The 15583-nt window shown below is 70.9% G+C and carries 16 protein-coding genes and 1 pseudogene; 8 read left to right on the forward strand and 9 right to left on the reverse strand.

Annotated features, from left to right (window positions below):
* Positions 1–80 precede the first annotated feature (80 nt).
* From fbaA to A8W25_RS14850, 4 genes are all read right to left on the reverse strand, one after another.
* Positions 81–1103: a class II fructose-bisphosphate aldolase gene (gene fbaA, locus A8W25_RS14835; protein ID WP_067161572.1), complete on the reverse strand. Its 1023-nt coding sequence runs from the start codon at positions 1101–1103 to the stop codon at positions 81–83.
* Positions 1104–1346: 243 nt separating this feature from the next.
* A complete protein-coding gene (gene pyrE / locus A8W25_RS14840) occupies positions 1347–1886 on the reverse strand; it encodes an orotate phosphoribosyltransferase (RefSeq protein WP_067161575.1) in 540 nt (179 codons plus the stop codon).
* 10 nt (positions 1887–1896) lie between these two features.
* On the reverse strand, positions 1897–2703 hold the full coding sequence (locus tag A8W25_RS14845) for an aldose epimerase (protein ID WP_067161578.1): 807 nt from the start codon (positions 2701–2703) through the stop codon (positions 1897–1899).
* A 69-nt stretch (positions 2704–2772) separates the two neighbouring features.
* Positions 2773–3189: a hypothetical protein gene (locus A8W25_RS14850; protein WP_420708464.1), complete on the reverse strand. Its 417-nt coding sequence runs from the start codon at positions 3187–3189 to the stop codon at positions 2773–2775.
* Positions 3190–3282: 93 nt separating this feature from the next.
* On the opposite strand from A8W25_RS14850, the gene A8W25_RS14855 reads away from it, so the two are divergent.
* The 3 genes from A8W25_RS14855 (at position 3283) to A8W25_RS14865 (ending at position 5358) form a co-directional block, all read left to right on the forward strand.
* A complete protein-coding gene (locus tag A8W25_RS14855) occupies positions 3283–3873 on the forward strand; it encodes a hypothetical protein (protein WP_067161580.1) in 591 nt (196 codons plus the stop codon).
* 501 nt (positions 3874–4374) lie between these two features.
* Positions 4375–4719 carry a MerR family transcriptional regulator gene (locus A8W25_RS14860; protein ID WP_067161583.1) on the forward strand — a complete coding sequence of 115 codons (345 nt, stop codon included), beginning with the start codon at positions 4375–4377 and terminating at the stop codon, positions 4717–4719.
* Positions 4720–5154: 435 nt separating this feature from the next.
* Entirely contained in the window at positions 5155–5358 is a 204-nt protein-coding gene (locus A8W25_RS14865; RefSeq protein ID WP_067160677.1) for a cold-shock protein, read from the forward strand.
* Positions 5359–5950: 592 nt separating this feature from the next.
* Here A8W25_RS14865 and A8W25_RS14870 read toward each other — a convergent pair.
* On the reverse strand, positions 5951–6238 hold the full coding sequence (locus A8W25_RS14870) for a hypothetical protein (RefSeq protein ID WP_067161587.1): 288 nt from the start codon (positions 6236–6238) through the stop codon (positions 5951–5953).
* Between the two features lie 118 nt (positions 6239–6356).
* On the opposite strand from A8W25_RS14870, the gene A8W25_RS14875 reads away from it, so the two are divergent.
* On the forward strand, positions 6357–7559 hold the full coding sequence (locus tag A8W25_RS14875) for a pyridoxal phosphate-dependent aminotransferase (RefSeq protein ID WP_067161590.1): 1203 nt from the start codon (positions 6357–6359) through the stop codon (positions 7557–7559).
* A gap of 192 nt (positions 7560–7751) precedes the next feature.
* A complete protein-coding gene (locus A8W25_RS14880; protein WP_107470701.1) occupies positions 7752–8807 on the forward strand; it encodes a glycosyltransferase family 39 protein in 1056 nt (351 codons plus the stop codon).
* A 1-nt stretch (position 8808) separates the two neighbouring features.
* On the opposite strand, the gene A8W25_RS14885 is transcribed toward A8W25_RS14880, so the two are convergent.
* On the reverse strand, positions 8809–9357 hold the full coding sequence (locus A8W25_RS14885; protein ID WP_067161596.1) for a YbjN domain-containing protein: 549 nt from the start codon (positions 9355–9357) through the stop codon (positions 8809–8811).
* Positions 9358–9471: 114 nt separating this feature from the next.
* Positions 9472–12084, reverse strand: coding sequence for an ATP-dependent chaperone ClpB (clpB, locus tag A8W25_RS14890; RefSeq protein WP_067161599.1), 2613 nt, complete (start codon positions 12082–12084; stop codon positions 9472–9474).
* Positions 12085–12217: 133 nt separating this feature from the next.
* Here clpB and A8W25_RS14895 point away from each other — a divergent pair, with 133 nt between their 5' ends.
* Positions 12218–12670: a pyridoxamine 5'-phosphate oxidase family protein gene (locus A8W25_RS14895; RefSeq protein WP_067161602.1), complete on the forward strand. Its 453-nt coding sequence runs from the start codon at positions 12218–12220 to the stop codon at positions 12668–12670.
* A gap of 122 nt (positions 12671–12792) precedes the next feature.
* Here the strand turns inward: A8W25_RS14895 and A8W25_RS14900 are convergent, their stop codons facing one another.
* A complete protein-coding gene (locus A8W25_RS14900; RefSeq protein ID WP_067161604.1) occupies positions 12793–13113 on the reverse strand; it encodes a (2Fe-2S)-binding protein in 321 nt (106 codons plus the stop codon).
* Between the two features lie 398 nt (positions 13114–13511).
* On the opposite strand from A8W25_RS14900, the gene A8W25_RS14905 reads away from it, so the two are divergent.
* Complete coding sequence (locus A8W25_RS14905; RefSeq protein WP_234386461.1) at positions 13512–14441, forward strand: helix-turn-helix transcriptional regulator; 930 nt, start codon at positions 13512–13514, stop codon at positions 14439–14441.
* A 35-nt stretch (positions 14442–14476) separates the two neighbouring features.
* Positions 14477–14935 carry a hypothetical protein gene (locus A8W25_RS14910; RefSeq protein WP_079126091.1) on the forward strand — a complete coding sequence of 153 codons (459 nt, stop codon included), beginning with the start codon at positions 14477–14479 and terminating at the stop codon, positions 14933–14935.
* A 203-nt stretch (positions 14936–15138) separates the two neighbouring features.
* Here A8W25_RS14910 and A8W25_RS34895 read toward each other — a convergent pair.
* Positions 15139–15423: pseudogene (locus A8W25_RS34895) on the reverse strand (helix-turn-helix domain-containing protein); the annotation flags it as partial.
* Positions 15424–15583: the final 160 nt, after the last annotated feature.

The following is a 15583-nucleotide window of genomic DNA, read 5'->3' on the forward strand; positions in this document are numbered from 1 at the left end:
ACGCACGAGACCCGGCACCCCCCGAGCGGGGGAGGCCGGGCCTCGTGCGGGGGAGCGCGGACGGTGGGCCCGCGCGCCGCTTACTTCAGCTTCGTGCCGGTCGAGCGCAGGTTCGCGCACGCCTCGGTGACGCGCTTGGCCATCGACGCCTCGGCGAGCTTGCCCCAGGTGCGCGGGTCGTAGGTCGACTTCTTGCCGACCTCGCCGTCGACCTTCAGGACGCCGTCGTAGTTGCGGAACATGTGGTCCGCGACCGGACGCGTGAAGGCGTACTGGGTGTCGGTGTCGAGGTTCATCTTCACGACGCCGTTCTCCAGCGCGGTCGCGATCTCCTGCTCGGTGGAGCCGGAGCCGCCGTGGAAGACGAAGTCGAACGGCGAGGCGCTGCCGTACTTGGCGGCGACGCCCTCCTGGAGGTCCTTGAGGAGCTCCGGACGCAGCACGACGTTGCCCGGCTTGTAGACGCCGTGGACGTTGCCGAAGGAGGCGGCCAGCAGGTAGCGGCCCTTCTCGCCCAGGCCGAGCGCCTCGGCGGTGCGCAGCGCGTCATCGACGGTCGTGTACAGCTCGTCGTTGATCTCGTGGGTGACGCCGTCCTCCTCGCCGCCGGTCGGGGTGATCTCGACCTCAAGGATGATCTTGGCGGCGGCGGCCTTGGCGAGCAGCTCCTGGCCGATGGCCAGGTTGTCCGCGAGGGTCTCGGCGGAGCCGTCCCACATGTGCGACTGGAAGAGCGGGTTCAGGCCCTTGGCGACGCGCTCGGCCGAGACCTCCAGGAGCGGACGTACGTAGGCGTCCAGCTTGTCCTTGGGGCAGTGGTCGGTGTGCAGCGCGACGGTGATGTCGTACTTGGCGGCGACGACGTGCGCGAACTCGGCCAGGGCGACAGCGCCGGTGACCATGTCCTTGTTGTACTGGCCACCCAGGAACTCGGCACCGCCGGTGGAGATCTGGATGATGCCGTCGCTCTCGGCCTCCGCGAAGCCGCGCAGGGCAGCGTGCAGGGTCTGCGTCGAGGTCACGTTGATGGCCGGGTAGGCGAACTTGCCTGCCTTCGCCCGGTCGAGCATCTCGTTGTAGACCTCGGGGGTTGCGATGGGCATCTGTCCGCTCCTTGTGATGTGCGGGGTGTGCGATATGTGCTGGCCCTGACCTGGGGGCGACGTCATCGTCGCGGCCCATCTTTCCAGACTCTGCGCCCGGCTCCACCCTGCGGACGGACGAGGGGGCGGCCGTTTCACGTGAAACGGCCGCCCCCTCAGGGAAAGCGCAGGTCAGGCCCGGTGCGCAAGGATTCCGGGAGCCGGGGCACCACTTTCGGAGTGCCCGTCAGTCGATCTTGACCGCTAGGACAGGCCCAGATCCCCGAGCTGGTACCCGGTGAGGTACGTCAGCCCCGCCCCGGCGATCGCGTCGGCCGCGCCCCGGTCGACGATCGTGGCCACGGCGACGACCTCGCCGCCCGCCTCGCGCACCGCCTCGACGGCCGTCAGCGGCGAGCCGCCGGTGGTGGAGGTGTCCTCGACCACCAGGCAGCGGCGGCCCTTCACGTCCGTGCCCTCGATCCGGCGCTGCATACCGTGCGCCTTCTGCGCCTTGCGCACGACGAAGGCGTCCAGGCGCTGCCCGCGCGCGGCCGAGGCGTGCAGCATCGACGTCGCCACCGGGTCGGCGCCGAGCGTCAGCCCGCCCACGCAGTCGAAGTCCAGGTCGGCGGTGAGGTCGAGCATGACCTGGCCGACCAGCGGCGCGGCCTCGCCGTCCAGCGTGATCCGGCGCAGGTCGATGTAGTAGTCGGCTTCCCGACCCGACGAGAGGGTCACCTTGCCGTGCACCACGGCCTTGTCCTTGATCTGCTGGAGCAGGTCAGCGCGTACGTCAGTCATGTCCGCCAGCTTAGAGGCGGCGCCAGCTCCAGGTCGTCGCCAGCTCCAGCGGGTCCACCTGCGTCACCAGCCTGGGGAGCGTGTTCAGGCCGTTGGGCGGGCCGGACTGGGGCTCCACGCACACCGCCTCCTCCTGCTCGTCGTAGACGACCACCCACTCACTGCGGCTGGTCACCTTCAGCTCCAGCCGCTCCGGCCAGGTGAGGGTGACGTCGACGCCCTCGGGCATGCCGAAGCAGTCGTCCCAGGGGCCCGGGAGCGGGTCGATACGGCGGCCGGTGGGCAGATGGTCGTCGCCGCGCTCCTCCTGCCAGGCGGGAGTGAACCCGAGCCGGACGTCCTCTCCGCCGAGGCTGCGCCGGAACCACGGGTGCCAGCCGACCTGCGCGGGGAAGGAGTCGCCGTACGTCTCGACGCCCATGGTGATCGTCAGCGCGCTCTCGGACAGCTCGAAGATCTGGGTGACGCGCCCGGTGTACGGCCAGGGCTCGGCCAGGTCGTAGGTGAAGTGGGCCTCGGCGTGGCCGGACTCGGTCTCGCCGGTGCGCACCCGCTTCCAGACGGTGTCGCGGCCGGTGCCGTGGATGGCGTGCGGCGGGGAGTTCAGCGGCAGATGGTGCTTGGTGCCGCCGTTGCGGAACTCGCCGTGCTCGACCCGTCCGCACCAGGGAACCATCGGGAACGAGCCGTACTTGTCGCCCTGGCGCAGCACTTCCGTACCGCCGATGCGGAGGCTTTCGATCCGGCATCCGAGGTCCGGACGGACCGTCAACTCGACGTCGCCGGCCGCCAGCCGGACACTCTTGTCACTACTCACGCCCCCGACACTACTTGCGTCACCGCACACGCCGGCGCGCACGCCGCCGTGTTGGCCGGAGTGGCGCGGTCAGCGACGGCGGCGCAGTACGCGGCCGACCACCACGGCGGAGGCGAGGGCGAGCGCGGCGGCGGGGGCGGCCCACCGCAGGGTGGCCCCCGCGCCGGAACCCGCCGGGGCGGGCACCGGCGCGTACCGCCCGCGCGGCGGGGCGTGGTCGACCTCCTCGGCGCTGCGCCCGATCATCGTGCGCCGGGCGTGCGCGGCCTCGGCGGGTACGTAGCCCGCGTCCCCGGGAACGTCGAACTCCTCCTCCGCGAGCGGGTCGAGCGAGGGCGGCGGAACGACGGCGTCGAAGACGGAGTGGCCGGAACCGTCGGCGGACGCGTCGGCGGCGGAACCCGAGCCGGAGGTGGTGGGGCCCTTGGGGTCCTTGGGGTCGGGGCCCCCCCCCGGCGTGGTCGCCCGCCGCTTCCGCCGCGCCAACCGCCGCCGGGTGGAGCGCTACGAGCGCTACGCCCAGGTCGCCGAGGCCGTCCGCAAGTCGAGCTCCGCCCGCACCACCCAGGAATCGCCGTGATGACCCCCGCAGAGCGGCCCGCCGTGCCGCGCCAGTCGCCGTCGCCGGACGAGAACCGGCCGCCGGAGGACCGCCGCCATATGCTCCGCCGCCGCTGGCTCACCGCGGTGATCATCGTCCTGCTCATCGGGGTCCCGGCCGGCTATCTGGCCATCTCCGCCGGTCAGAGCCGTGACAGCGGGCGCGACAAGGAGAGCGAGGCCTCGGCGACCGGGCTGCAGAACGACTGGCCGTCCAAGACACAGCGGCGCATCTACGACGTGCCGGTCCCGTCCTCCGCCACCGACGTCAGGTACTTCGAGACCAACAGCTGGGCGGTCAGCAAGCTGTACGTGTCGTTCAGGACCACCGCGGCCGGGCTCGCCGAGTTCCTGAAGGACTCCGGCACCAGCACAGCGGCGCTGCGGCCCGGCTCGGTGGCGATCGGCGCCGCCGACGCGAAGAAGGTGGGTTGGACGTTCGCCTCCGGCCATGACTGGGCGGGCACGCGGCACGCCCAGAAGGACCCGCTGCCCACCCAGGACATCACGGTGGACGAGAGCGACCCGGACAAGCCGGTCGTCTTCGTGGTTTCCACGGCGACCCCGTAGGGCCCTGGCGCGACCGGCAGGGGGCTATCACCAGCGAGCCGCCTTCCTCTCTTCCTGGCGAGCGAAAATCTATGTTCGCCGGAGTAGACATTGGATGGTGGGCCGGTTATGGTTTCTGTCGTAGCCGAGATTGTGCAAGGTCCGGCAGAGACGAACTACCGGGCAGCAGTACCCGCAAGTGCAGTCGCAGTATCGGAAGTGAGCGGTAACAGCAGTACGTACGTCCCGCTCAGCAAGATCAGAGGGAAAGAACGGAGGAGCCAGGCGCCATCAGGATCGCCCGGGTCGAAGTCTGGGCCCGGGTACCGCAGGACATCGTTAGTGAGGTGGTCTCCGGTCAAGCAACCGCGATCCCCGCAACCGCCGCGCACCCCCCGGTGGCGGTGCGGACACAACAGGCCGACGCAGTACCAGGGTCGGCAGATGGTGTAGAAGTTCCTTCGGGGCCCTGGTGCCAGATCTGGCACCAGGGCCCCTCGACGCGTGCCACAGAGAGGTGCAATGACAGCAGACGACTCGTTCGGACGTCTCGATGACGACGACTACCCCGCCTACACCATGGGCCGGGCCGCCGAGATGATCGGCGCCACTCAGGGCTTCCTGCGGGCCCTCGGCGAAGCTCGGCTCATCACCCCGCTGCGCTCCGACGGCGGCCACCGTCGCTACTCGCGCTACCAGCTGCGCATCGCCGCCCGCGCGCGCGAGCTCGTCGACCAGGGCACGCCCATCGACGCCGCCTGCCGCATCATCATCCTCGAAGACCAGCTCGAGGAAGCCCAGCGCATCAACGCCGAATACCGCCGCTCCGCCGAAGCGGCGGGGCCCTCCGGTCCCTCCGCGCCCTGAGGCGGGCCGCCCGCCGGACACCGGCGGGTCCCCGGTATACACGTGCCGAGGTCTGCCGCAAGAACCGGGACGATCGCCTCCGCCTCCCGCCCCTCGCGGGAGGCGTGCATCGGCTGGACTCGCTGTTCCCGAAGTGCTCCGCTGCGGGCGGGGAAATATCTGTGACCGCGCGAAGAGGTTTTAACGCGCAGTGCGGGGAGTGTTTTTGCGGCAAGCAAAACCGTGGAGTTGTTTACCGTACAGGCGTCGCTGCCTCATGCTACTGTCGATCTCAGTTGCAGTTGCGGTTCCCGAAAATGTCAAGCTCCTTCGCCGGATGATTTCGGCGCCGGGAAGCTTTTTTGTGTCGCCGGTCTTTTTCGGAGGGGCATCATCGCGGCGCCCCGATATCCGCACATCGCGGGTCCCGGCGTACTGCCCCAAAGGAGATACGGCGTGGCGTCAGGCACAGTGAAGTGGTTCAACGCGGCCCGCGGGTTCGGTTTCATCGAGCAGGACAGCGGAGACGCTGACGTGTTCGCCCACTTCTCGAACATCGCCGCCGAGGGCCTCCTTGAGCTGCTCGAAGGCCAGAAGGTCACCTTCGATATCGCGGTGGGCCAGAAGGGCCCGTCGGCAGAGAACATCGTTCTCGCCTGACGCGGACGCGCACTTCGTAGCTGGGGTCCGCATCCCTCGGGGTGCGGACCCCAGCTACGGACATTTTGCGCAGTGGTATCACCCGTGGGGCAACGTCACCCGTAGCCCCGTCCTCAGGACGCGCGCCTTTTCGGAGATGTACCGGTCGGCCTCCGGATTTTATGTTCGCATGGCGCCGCCTATTTGATGGCTCGCACCCCGCACCGGATCCGCTGCAAGCCGCATTGCTTTTCGCATTCCATTCGGTTCGTGCTGGTGATTCTCCGCGCTGCTCTTTCGGTGAGGGAATTCCTTGATGCGTGCCGTATCAAGGAAGGTTCTCGATGAACCCCACACGTACGAACGGCCGTTCCTCCCGCCCCCGCCGGACCGAGGCCCCCGCTTTCGGGGCCGGTGCCGGTTCGAGGCGGGGCGCCCGCCTCGGTTCGCCCGCCGCGACCCGGTCCGGCTTCCTTGATGCGTGCCGTATCAAGGAATTCCCTCACCGAAAGAGCAGCGCGGAGAATCACCAGCACGAACCGAATGGAATGCGAAAAGCAATGCGGCTTGCAGCGGATCCGGTGCGGGGTGCGAGCCACCCGGCGCAAACGGCTCAGCCGGAGCCGCCGCAACCGCCGCCCCCACCGCCGCCGCAGGACGAGCCGCCCCCGCAGGAGGAGTGGCCGCCGCCGCACGAGTGGCCGCCGTGGTGGCCGTGGTGGCCGCCACCGCTGCCGCCGCCGTCACCGGCCCACCAGGAGCCGGCGGAGCCGCCCGAGGCGGACGAGCCCGATCCGCGCCCGTACCACCCCCGCCGCCACCGGGCGTCGCTCCCCCGGGTCAGCCTGCCGACGACGTACCAGATCAGTACGAGTACGGCCCCCGCGATGACATATCCCATCTCCCCCACCGTCCTTCGGTCCGCTGTCCCGAGGGACAGCTGTCCTGCGTGACAGGGGGATGCCCTCGGCCCACGCGCGCGAAAGCAGACTTGAGCAACTCCAGAGGTTCCGCGCAGGATGACCGCCATGACCTCCAGCGCGCGCCCTCACCTGAACCGCCGCCTCGCCGAGTTCGGCACCACGATCTTCGCCGAGATGTCCGCCCTCGCGGCGTCCACCGGAGCCATCAACCTCGGCCAGGGCTTCCCCGACACCGACGGCCCCGAGGAGGTGCGCGAGGCCGCCGTACGGGCCCTGCGCGACGGGCGCGGCAACCAGTACCCGCCGGGCCCGGGCGTGCCCGAGCTGCGCACCGCGATCGCGGACCACCAGCGGCGGCGCTACGGGCTCGCCCTCGACCCGGACCGCGAGGTGCTGGTGACGGCGGGCGCCACCGAGGCGATCGCGGCCTCGCTGCTGGCCCTGGTGGAGCCGGGGGACGAGGTGATCGCCCTGGAGCCGTACTACGACTCGTACGCGGCCTGCATCGCCATGGCGGGCGGCACCCGCGTCCCGGTGACGCTGCGGCCCGACGAGGGCCGCTACCACCTGGACCTGGACGAGCTGCGCGCCGCCGTCACCCCGCGCACCCGCCTCATCCTGCTCAACACCCCGCACAACCCGACCGGGACCGTGCTGAGCGCCGAGGAGCTGACCGCGATCGCGGAGCTGGCCTGCGAGCGGGATCTGCTGGTGGTCACCGACGAGGTGTACGAGCACCTGGTCTTCGACGGCGAGCACGTGCCGATCGCCACGCTGCCGGGGATGGCCGGGCGCACGGTCACCATCGGCTCGGCGGGCAAGACGTTCTCCTTCACCGGCTGGAAGGTCGGCTGGGTGACCGGCGCCCCCGAGCTCGTCACGGCCGTGCGGTCCGCGAAGCAGTTCCTGACGTACGTGGCCTCCGGGCCCTTCCAGTACGCGGTCGCCGAGGCGCTGCGGCTGCCGGACACCTACTTCGACACCCTGCGCGAGGACCTGCGGGCCAAGCGGGACCTGCTGAGCGGGGGCCTGGCGGCGGCGGGCTTCGCGGTGTACCGGCCGGCGGGCACGTACTTCGTCACCACCGACATCCGTCCGCTGGGCGGGGAGCTCTCGCACGGCGGCGACGGCTTCGCCTTCTGCCGGGCGCTGCCGGAGCGCTGCGGGGTGGTGGCGATTCCCAACGCCGTCTTCTACGACCACCGGGACGCGGGCGCGCCTTTCGTCCGATTTGCCTTCTGCAAGAGGGAGAGTGTGCTCGAAGAGGCCGTCTCCCGGCTGAAGGCGCTCGCGGGCTGAGCTCGCGGGACGAGGCGCCGCCGAAGGCCGGGGAGGACCGACCACGCGCGCGCCCGGAGGTGCACCCTGTCCGCCGAGATCACCGCCCTCGTACGCCGGTCCGGCGCCGCTCTGGCCACGCCGCACCGGCTGACCGCGCTGCGCCGGGCGGCCCCCGCGCTCGGGCTGTTCGCGGCCGCCCGGCTCGCCGGGATGCTGTGCCTGGCGGGGTGGGCCTGGCATCTGGGGCGCTCGCCGCGCGCGCTGCTCGCGACGGCGTGGGACGCCGACTGGTACGTCAAGATCGCGGCGAACGGCTACGGGCGGACGCTGTACTGGCCGGGCGGTGCGGTCCAGAGCGACCTGGCGTTCTTCCCGTTCTACCCGAGCCTGCTGCGGGCGGTGACGACGGCGCTGCCGGTGGCGGGCGGCACGGCCGGGCTGCTGGTCTCGTGGACGGCGGCGGGCGCGGCGGCGTGGGGGATCTATGTGGTCGGGGAGCGGCTGACGGGCCGGCGCACGGCGACCGCGCTCGTGCTGCTGTGGGGGCTGCTGCCGCACTCCATCGTGCTGTCGATGGCGTACACCGAGCCGGTGATGACGGCGCTGGCCGCCTGGGCGCTGTGGGCGGTCCTGGAGCGCCGCTGGCTGTGGGCGGGCGCGCTGGCGGCCCTGGCGGGCCTCTCACGGCCGAACGCGGTCGCGGTGGCGGTGGCGGTCACGGCGGCGGCCGTAGCGGCCCTGTGGCGCGGCGGGCCGGGCGTACGGCGGGACTGGCGGGTGTGGGCGGCCGGCGCGGTGGCACCGCTCGGCTGGTGCGGGTACGTCCTGTCGGTCGGCGCCCGAAGAGGTGATCCGCTGCGCGGCTACTTCGCGGTCCAGGCCGGCTGGACGTCGCGGTTCGACTTCGGCGCGGGGTCGCTGCGCTTCGTACGGAAGCTGACCACCGGGCCCTTCCACCTCGGCTACACGATGGCGTTCCTGATCACGGTGGCGGCGCTGCTGCTGTTCGTCCTGTTCCTGCTGGACCGCCCGCCGCTGCCGGTGCTCCTCTACACGGCGGTGCTGGTGGTGATCGCGGTCGGCGGCTCGGGGTTCTTCGAGTCCAAGCCGCGCTTCCTGCTGCCGGCGTTCCCGCTGCTGCTGCCGCTGGCGGCCGCGCTGGCGAAAGCCCGGCCGAGGGCGGCGGTCACGGTGACCGCCGCCCTGGCCGGGCTGTCGTTCGCGTACGGGGCGTATCTGCTGACGCTGGCCCCGATGGCGCTGTGAGTCAGGCGTCGTCGCCGGGGGCGTCGCCCTCGGCATCGCCCTCGTCGCCCTCGGCGTCCTTCTCCAGGCCGAGCTGCTCCACGAGCCACTTGTCGAACTCGATGGAGGCGCGGACCCAGCTCACCGTCGAGGAGACGAAGTGCTCCAGGGCGACGCCGGTGCCGATGAGCATCTGCGCCTCACCGATGAGGCGGACGGCGCCGTCGTCGTGGGTGTGCGTGTAGACCTTCGGCCACAGGGTGCGGCGGTTCCAGTCGTCGATCGTCTCCAGCAGCGCGAGCTTGTCGTCGAGGCTGTGGGGGCGGTCGTAGAAGGTCCGCACCGAGAAGACCTGCTGGTCGTCCTCGCCGCGGAACATGAAGTACGTGCGGAACTCCTCCCACGGCGCGGCGAGGTCGCCCTCGTCGTCCACGACGTACTTGAGCTCCATCTGGTCCAGGAGCTGCTTGACCAGATCCTGGTCGGGTACGACGGGCCCGGCCGGTCCACCGGTGGGCTGCGGGCCGGGCTGAGCCCCGAAATTCGGAATCGAGGACGGGTCGATGCTCATCGTGAATCTTCCTTCGTACGGTTCCGGTCATCCTCTCCCATGCCGGGCGGGGGCTGGCAACCCCCGCCACGGGTATCCGCTGACGGCTGACCGAATCGCGGCGCGGCCACCTCGCTAGAGGCTCTTTCCGGTCGCCGCGCCCACGATCAGGCCGTCCCCGAACCGGTCGACGCGGACCGTGTCGCCGTCCTTGACCTCGCCCGCCAGGATCTCCTTGGCGAGGCGGTCGCCGATGGCGGTCTGGATGAGGCGGCGCAGGGGGCGGGCGCCGTAGGCCGGGTCGTTGCCCTCCTCGGCGAGCCAGGCCAGGGCCCCGGGGGTGATGTCCAGGGTGAGGCGGCGGTCGGCCAGGCGCTTGGCCAGGCGGGCGATCTGGAGCTCCGCGATGTGCGCCAGCTCGTCCTTGGAGAGCGCCGAGAAGACCACCAGGTCGTCCAGGCGGTTGAGGAACTCGGGCTTGAAGGACACCCGCACCACCTCCATGACCTGCTGCTTCTTCTCCTCCTCCGAGGTCGTCGGCTCCACCAGGTACTGGCTGCCCAGATTGGAGGTGAGGATCAGGATGGTGTTGCGGAAGTCGACCGTGCGGCCCTGGCCGTCGGTGAGGCGGCCGTCGTCGAGGACCTGGAGCAGGACGTCGAAGACCTCCGGGTGCGCCTTCTCGACCTCGTCGAGCAGGACCACGCTGTACGGGCGGCGGCGGACCGCCTCGGTGAGCTGGCCGCCCTCCTCGTAGCCGACGTACCCGGGCGGGGCGCCGACCAGCCGGGCCACGCTGTGCTTCTCGCCGTACTCCGACATGTCGATGCGGACCATCGCCCGCTCGTCGTCGAAGAGGAAGTCCGCCAGCGCTTTGGCCAGTTCCGTCTTGCCCACGCCCGTCGGGCCCAGGAAGAGGAACGAGCCGGTCGGGCGGTCGGGGTCGGCGATGCCCGCCCTCGTACGCCGGACCGCGTCCGAGACCGCGCGGACGGCCTCGGCCTGGCCGATCAGCCGGCGGCCCAGCTCGTCCTCCATGCGCAGCAGCTTCTGCGTCTCGCCCTCCAGGAGGCGCCCGGCCGGGATGCCGGTCCAGGCGCCGACCACGTCCGCGATGTCGTCGGGGCCGACCTCGTCCTTGACCATGCTGCTCTTGGCGTCGGCGGTCTTGGCGGCCTCCTGCTCGGCCTCGGAGGCCTCCTCCAGCTCGCGCTCCAGGGTCGGGATCTCGCCGTACAGCAGCTTGGAGGCGGTGTCGAAGTCGCCGTCGCGCTGGGCGCGCTCGGCCTGGCCGCGCAGGTCGTCGAGGCGCTCCTTGAGCTCACCGACCCGGTTCAGGCCCTCCTTCTCCTTCTCCCAGCGGGCGGTGAGGCCGCGCAGCTCCTCCTCCTTGTCGGCGAGGTCGCGGCGGATCTTCTCCAGGCGCTCCTTGCTCGCCGCGTCCGTCTCCTTGGACAGCGCCAGCTCCTCCATGCGCAGCCGGTCCACCGCACGCTGGAGCTCGTCGATCTCCACGGGCGAGGAGTCGATCTCCATACGGAGGCGGGAGGCGGCCTCGTCGACCAGGTCGATCGCCTTGTCGGGGAGGAAGCGGGAGGTGATGTAGCGGTCGGAGAGGGTCGCGGCCGCGACCAGCGCGCTGTCCGCGATCTGCACCTTGTGGTGCGCCTCGTAGCGGCCCTTGAGGCCGCGCAGGATCGCGATGGTGTCCTCGACGGTGGGCTCGGCGACCAGGACCTGCTGGAAGCGGCGCTCCAGGGCCGGGTCCTTCTCGATGCGCTCGCGGTACTCGTCGAGCGTGGTGGCGCCCACCATCCGCAGCTCGCCACGGGCCAGCATCGGCTTGAGCATGTTGCCCGCGTCCATGGCCGAGTCGCCGCCGGCGCCCGCGCCGACCACCGTGTGGAGCTCGTCGATGAAGGTGACGATCTGGCCGTCGCTCGCCTTGATCTCGGCCAGGACGGTCTTCAGACGCTCCTCGAACTCGCCCCGGTACTTCGCCCCGGCCACCATCGCGCCCAGGTCGAGCGAGACGAGCCGCTTGTTCTTCAGGGACTCCGGGACGTCGCCCTTCACGATCCGCTGGGCCAGGCCCTCCACGACCGCGGTCTTGCCGACGCCGGGCTCACCGATGAGCACCGGGTTGTTCTTGGTGCGCCGGGAGAGCACCTGCACCACCCGGCGGATCTCCTGGTCCCGGCCGATGACCGGGTCGAGCTTGCCCTCGCGGGCCGCGGCCGTGAAATCCGTGCCGAACTTCTCCAGGGCCTTGTACTGGCCCTCGGGGTCGGGGGTGGTCACCCTCCGTCCTCCTCGTACTGTCTCGAATGCCTCAAGGAGCTTCTTGGCCGTGGCGCCCTGCCGGGCGAGCAGCTCGCCGGTCTGTCCGCCCTTGGCGGCGAGGCCGATGAGCAGGTGTTCGGTGGAGAGGTAGTCGTCGCCCAGCTCCTTGGCGCGCTGCGCGGCGTCGGCGATGACGGCGAGCAGCTCCCGGTTGGGCTGCGGCGGGGCGACCGTGGAGCCGGTCACGCTGGGCAGCGCGGCCAGCAGCCGCTCCGCCCCGGACCGTACGGCGGCCTGGTCCGCCTCGACGGCCGCCAGCAGGTCGACGATGTTCTCGTTCTCCTCGCCCGTCAGGAGGGCGAGCAGCAGATGCGCGGGCGTCAGGTCCGGGTGCCCGTCGGACACGGCCCGGTTGCTGGCGGCGTTGATCGCGTCCCGGCTCTTGTTGGTCAGCTCGGCGTCCACGTGCGGTCTCTCCTCCTCGGCGTAGGGGTCCCCGGCTCAGGGGGTACGAACTCCATGACTCGTCCAGCGTACATAAAGTTGAGCCCATTGAGCTCAAGGTGGCGGGAACGGGTTCGGCGTAGGTTTTCGGCCCATGACGACCAGCACCGACACGGCCGCCGCCCCGGCCTCCCGCACCCGTACCCCCGTGGACCCCCGTCAGCCCGACGCGGCCTATCTCAGCTTCTGGCGCGAGCGGCACCTGTGCACGCTGACGACCCCGCGCCCGGACGGCAGCCCGCACCTGGTGCCGGTGGGGGTCACCTACGACCCGGAGGCGGGTGTCGCGCGGGTGATCGCCAACCGGTCGAGCAGGAAGGTGCGCAACGTCCTGGCGGCCGGCGAGGAGGGGGCGCGGGTCGCGGTCTGCCAGGTGGACGGGCGCCGCTGGGCCACCCTTGAGGGCCGGGCCCGGGTCCGCACCGAGCCGGGGCCGATCGCGGAGGCGGTGGCGCGGTACGCCGAGCGGTACGGGCGGACGCCGCGCGAGAACCCGGACCGGGTGCTGATCGAGATCACCCTGGAGCGGGCGATGGGCAAGGGCTGAGCGTACGGCGCCCTCGCGCGTGCGTGCGCGCGCAGCACAGCGGCGCCACCGTGTTCAGGTCCACGATGGCGCCGCTGTGTGGGGGAAGCGCCTGAGCGATTTACAACGACGGGGGAATCGCTTCAGGCGCTGCGGGGGGTGGCGGTAGATGACTCGGGGTCGAACAGTTGGTGGTCACGCTGGTCCAGATTGACGAACACCATGCCGTACCTCACGGCACAGCGAATCGGCTGCGGCGCGCCCCGTGGCCGGCGGAGGCACCGGTAGGCACGGACGTCCTCGTCGTCCTCACGCGCGACCAGGATGGGCTCGCCGAACAGGGTGACCATCAACGAATCGCCGCGGTAAGGGATCGCCGTGACGAGGTCGATGAAGTGCCACCCCGAGCGGTAGGCCGTGGCCATCTCGCGCCGGAAGACCCGGTCGTCCGACGGGAGGCTCATGCGCCGACACCCGCGGGCGCGACCTCCCAGGTGGGCTCCACCGGAGCCGCCAGGACGCGCGTCCCCGGCTTGTGCTCCCAGGTGGGCTCTCCCGGAGCCGCTACGGTTCCGTGGGACGGCTTGCTCTCCCACGTGGGTTCCCCACTCGCGGCGAGAGCGCAAAGAGCAGCCGTGACAACGGCTATAGCGCTAAGTGCTCGAACCATCCTGCTCATGGCCGATCTCCACCTCTTTATGATCATTCCCTCCCCCCGCGCATAAGACGATGGCTCACTCTGAGCGCTTCCACCAGCGAGGCCAGGCATCATGTTCCTGTAATTCAGGAGTATGAGGGGGGTGTAATCCGGTTGTATCAGGGGCACTTCGGACATAGTCATGGCCCTACAGACCTGTGCGAGATGGGCAAGACCCTCTACGGCACCGCGTTGCGTACCGGCGGAATAACTCGCACGGAAGCCCAGGCCGCTCCCTGTCTCATCGATCTCGCACTGCTGCGGCCCGACGCGGACGACGCGGAGCAGCTGCGGCCGGTTCCTCCCTCCGTCGTCCTGAACCAGCTCGTGCAGCCGCTCGAACGCGAGATCCAGGAGCGCAGGAAGCTGTCGATGTCGCTGGCGAGCACGTTCGAGCCATTCATGGCCATCACCAGCGAGGACGCGGCAAGCACCCATGCGATCACGGTCCTTGAGGGGCTTGAGCTCATCAACGCGACGCTGGACCGCGTGATCGACGAGTGCACCAAGGAGCTGCTCACCATCCAGCCCGGCAGCGGACGCAGACCCGAGACCCTGGAGTCGGGGCTCCGCCGGGTCCAGCCGCTGCTCGACCGGGGCGTGGACATGCGCACCCTCTACCAGCACACCGCCCGCCACCACTCCGCGACGATCGGATACGTGGAGCGCATCGCGCCCTACGGCCTGGAAGTCCGCACGCTGGAAGAGATCATCGACCGGCTGATCATCGTGGACCGGCGGGTCGCCTTCATCCCCGCGCGCAGCGACCGCCGGGTCGCGCTCGAACTGCGGCACGAGGGCCTGGTGCAGTATCTGGTCGGCGTCTTCGACCAGTTCTGGCTGCACGCGGTGCCGTGGGAGGAGGAGGTCCCCTACGGCTCCTCCAAGGCGGAGGGCATCACGGGCGTCCAGCGCTCCATCGCCAAGCTGCTGGTGGAGGGACATGTGGACGACTCCATCGCCCGCCGGCTCGGTATGAACGTCCGTACCTGCCGTGCGCACATCGCCAAGCTGAACGCCGCTCTCGGCAGCGGCAGCAGGGCCCAGCTCGGCTATCTCATCGCCCAGTCCGGAATTCTGGAGCAGGACAACTGAACACGCTTCCCACCCACGAACCCGAAGAGCCACTCGTGGAGTTCGACCCCGTCGCCGGTGCGGTCACCGTCTCCGGCGACGGCCTCCCCCGGGTCGAGCTGCGCCGCACCGGCGGCGAGCCCGACGCGCACACGCCCGTCGGCACCCGCGCCGGCGACCGGCTCACCCTCACCGTCGACGGCGAACCGGCCGTACTGACCGTGGCCAAGGGGCGCATCACCCGGCGCTCCTACCGGGTCGACGCCGTCCTCGGCGGCGTCCGCCACCGGCTCGTCCCCGACTCGCTGACGGGCAGCCGGCTGCTGCGCGACGGCCGCCGCCTCGGCACGCTCCAGTGCGACGGGGACGGGCGCGTCGACGCGGACTGGCACGAGGACGCGAAGGTGCTGCCGCTGGACGTGTCCCTCGGATACGCGCTGGCCGCCGCGTTCGGGACCGGGGCGCAGCCGATGTGGGTGACGGCGATGGAGATGGGGGCGGAACTGCTGAACTGAAGCGGCGCGCCCGCTCTCTCCTCTACGTCCGGCCTCTACGTGTGCGGCCTATACGTCCGGGTGGCTGCCCGGCGGGTCGTCGCCGTCCGTGGCCCGGCCGCGCGGGCGCCCGCGCGGGCGGTGCGGCATCAGGTCCCTGCCGCGCGTCTCGCCGGTGCCGACGATCGGCAGGGGGTGCGCGGGGCGCCCGTCGGGGGACTGCGCAGGGCGGCCTCCTCGGGGCTGAGCGCCCGGGCGCCCTCCACGTCCTGCCCGCCCCGGCTCACGGCAATCGGCAGATCGTCCTCGGAGAGCCTGCCGGACCGGATGAGCATGTCCCGCAGCGGTACGCCGAGCACGCCCGCCAGTCTGCGCATGGTCTCCAGGTCCGGCATGCTCTGACGCTGCAACAGCCTGCTCACGGCGGCCCGGTGGACCCCGGCGTCGTCCGCGAGCTTGGACTTGCCGCCACCGCGCGGGCTGTCGATGTCGTAGTTCCGCAGCCGCATCAGGCGCTCGATCCAGGTGGCGAACTCCTCAAGCCCGTCCGCGTGGCCGCGGCCGCCGTCGCCACGGTAGCCCTGCTCGTTGCGGGCGCCGGCCCGTGCGCTCGAACCCATGTGGTCGCTCTCCCTCGTCGCGGGGAACAGCGTACCGCCGACGCCCTCG

The sequence above is a fragment of the Streptomyces sp. ERV7 genome (assembly GCF_001653515.1).
Classification (GTDB): domain Bacteria; phylum Actinomycetota; class Actinomycetes; order Streptomycetales; family Streptomycetaceae; genus Streptomyces.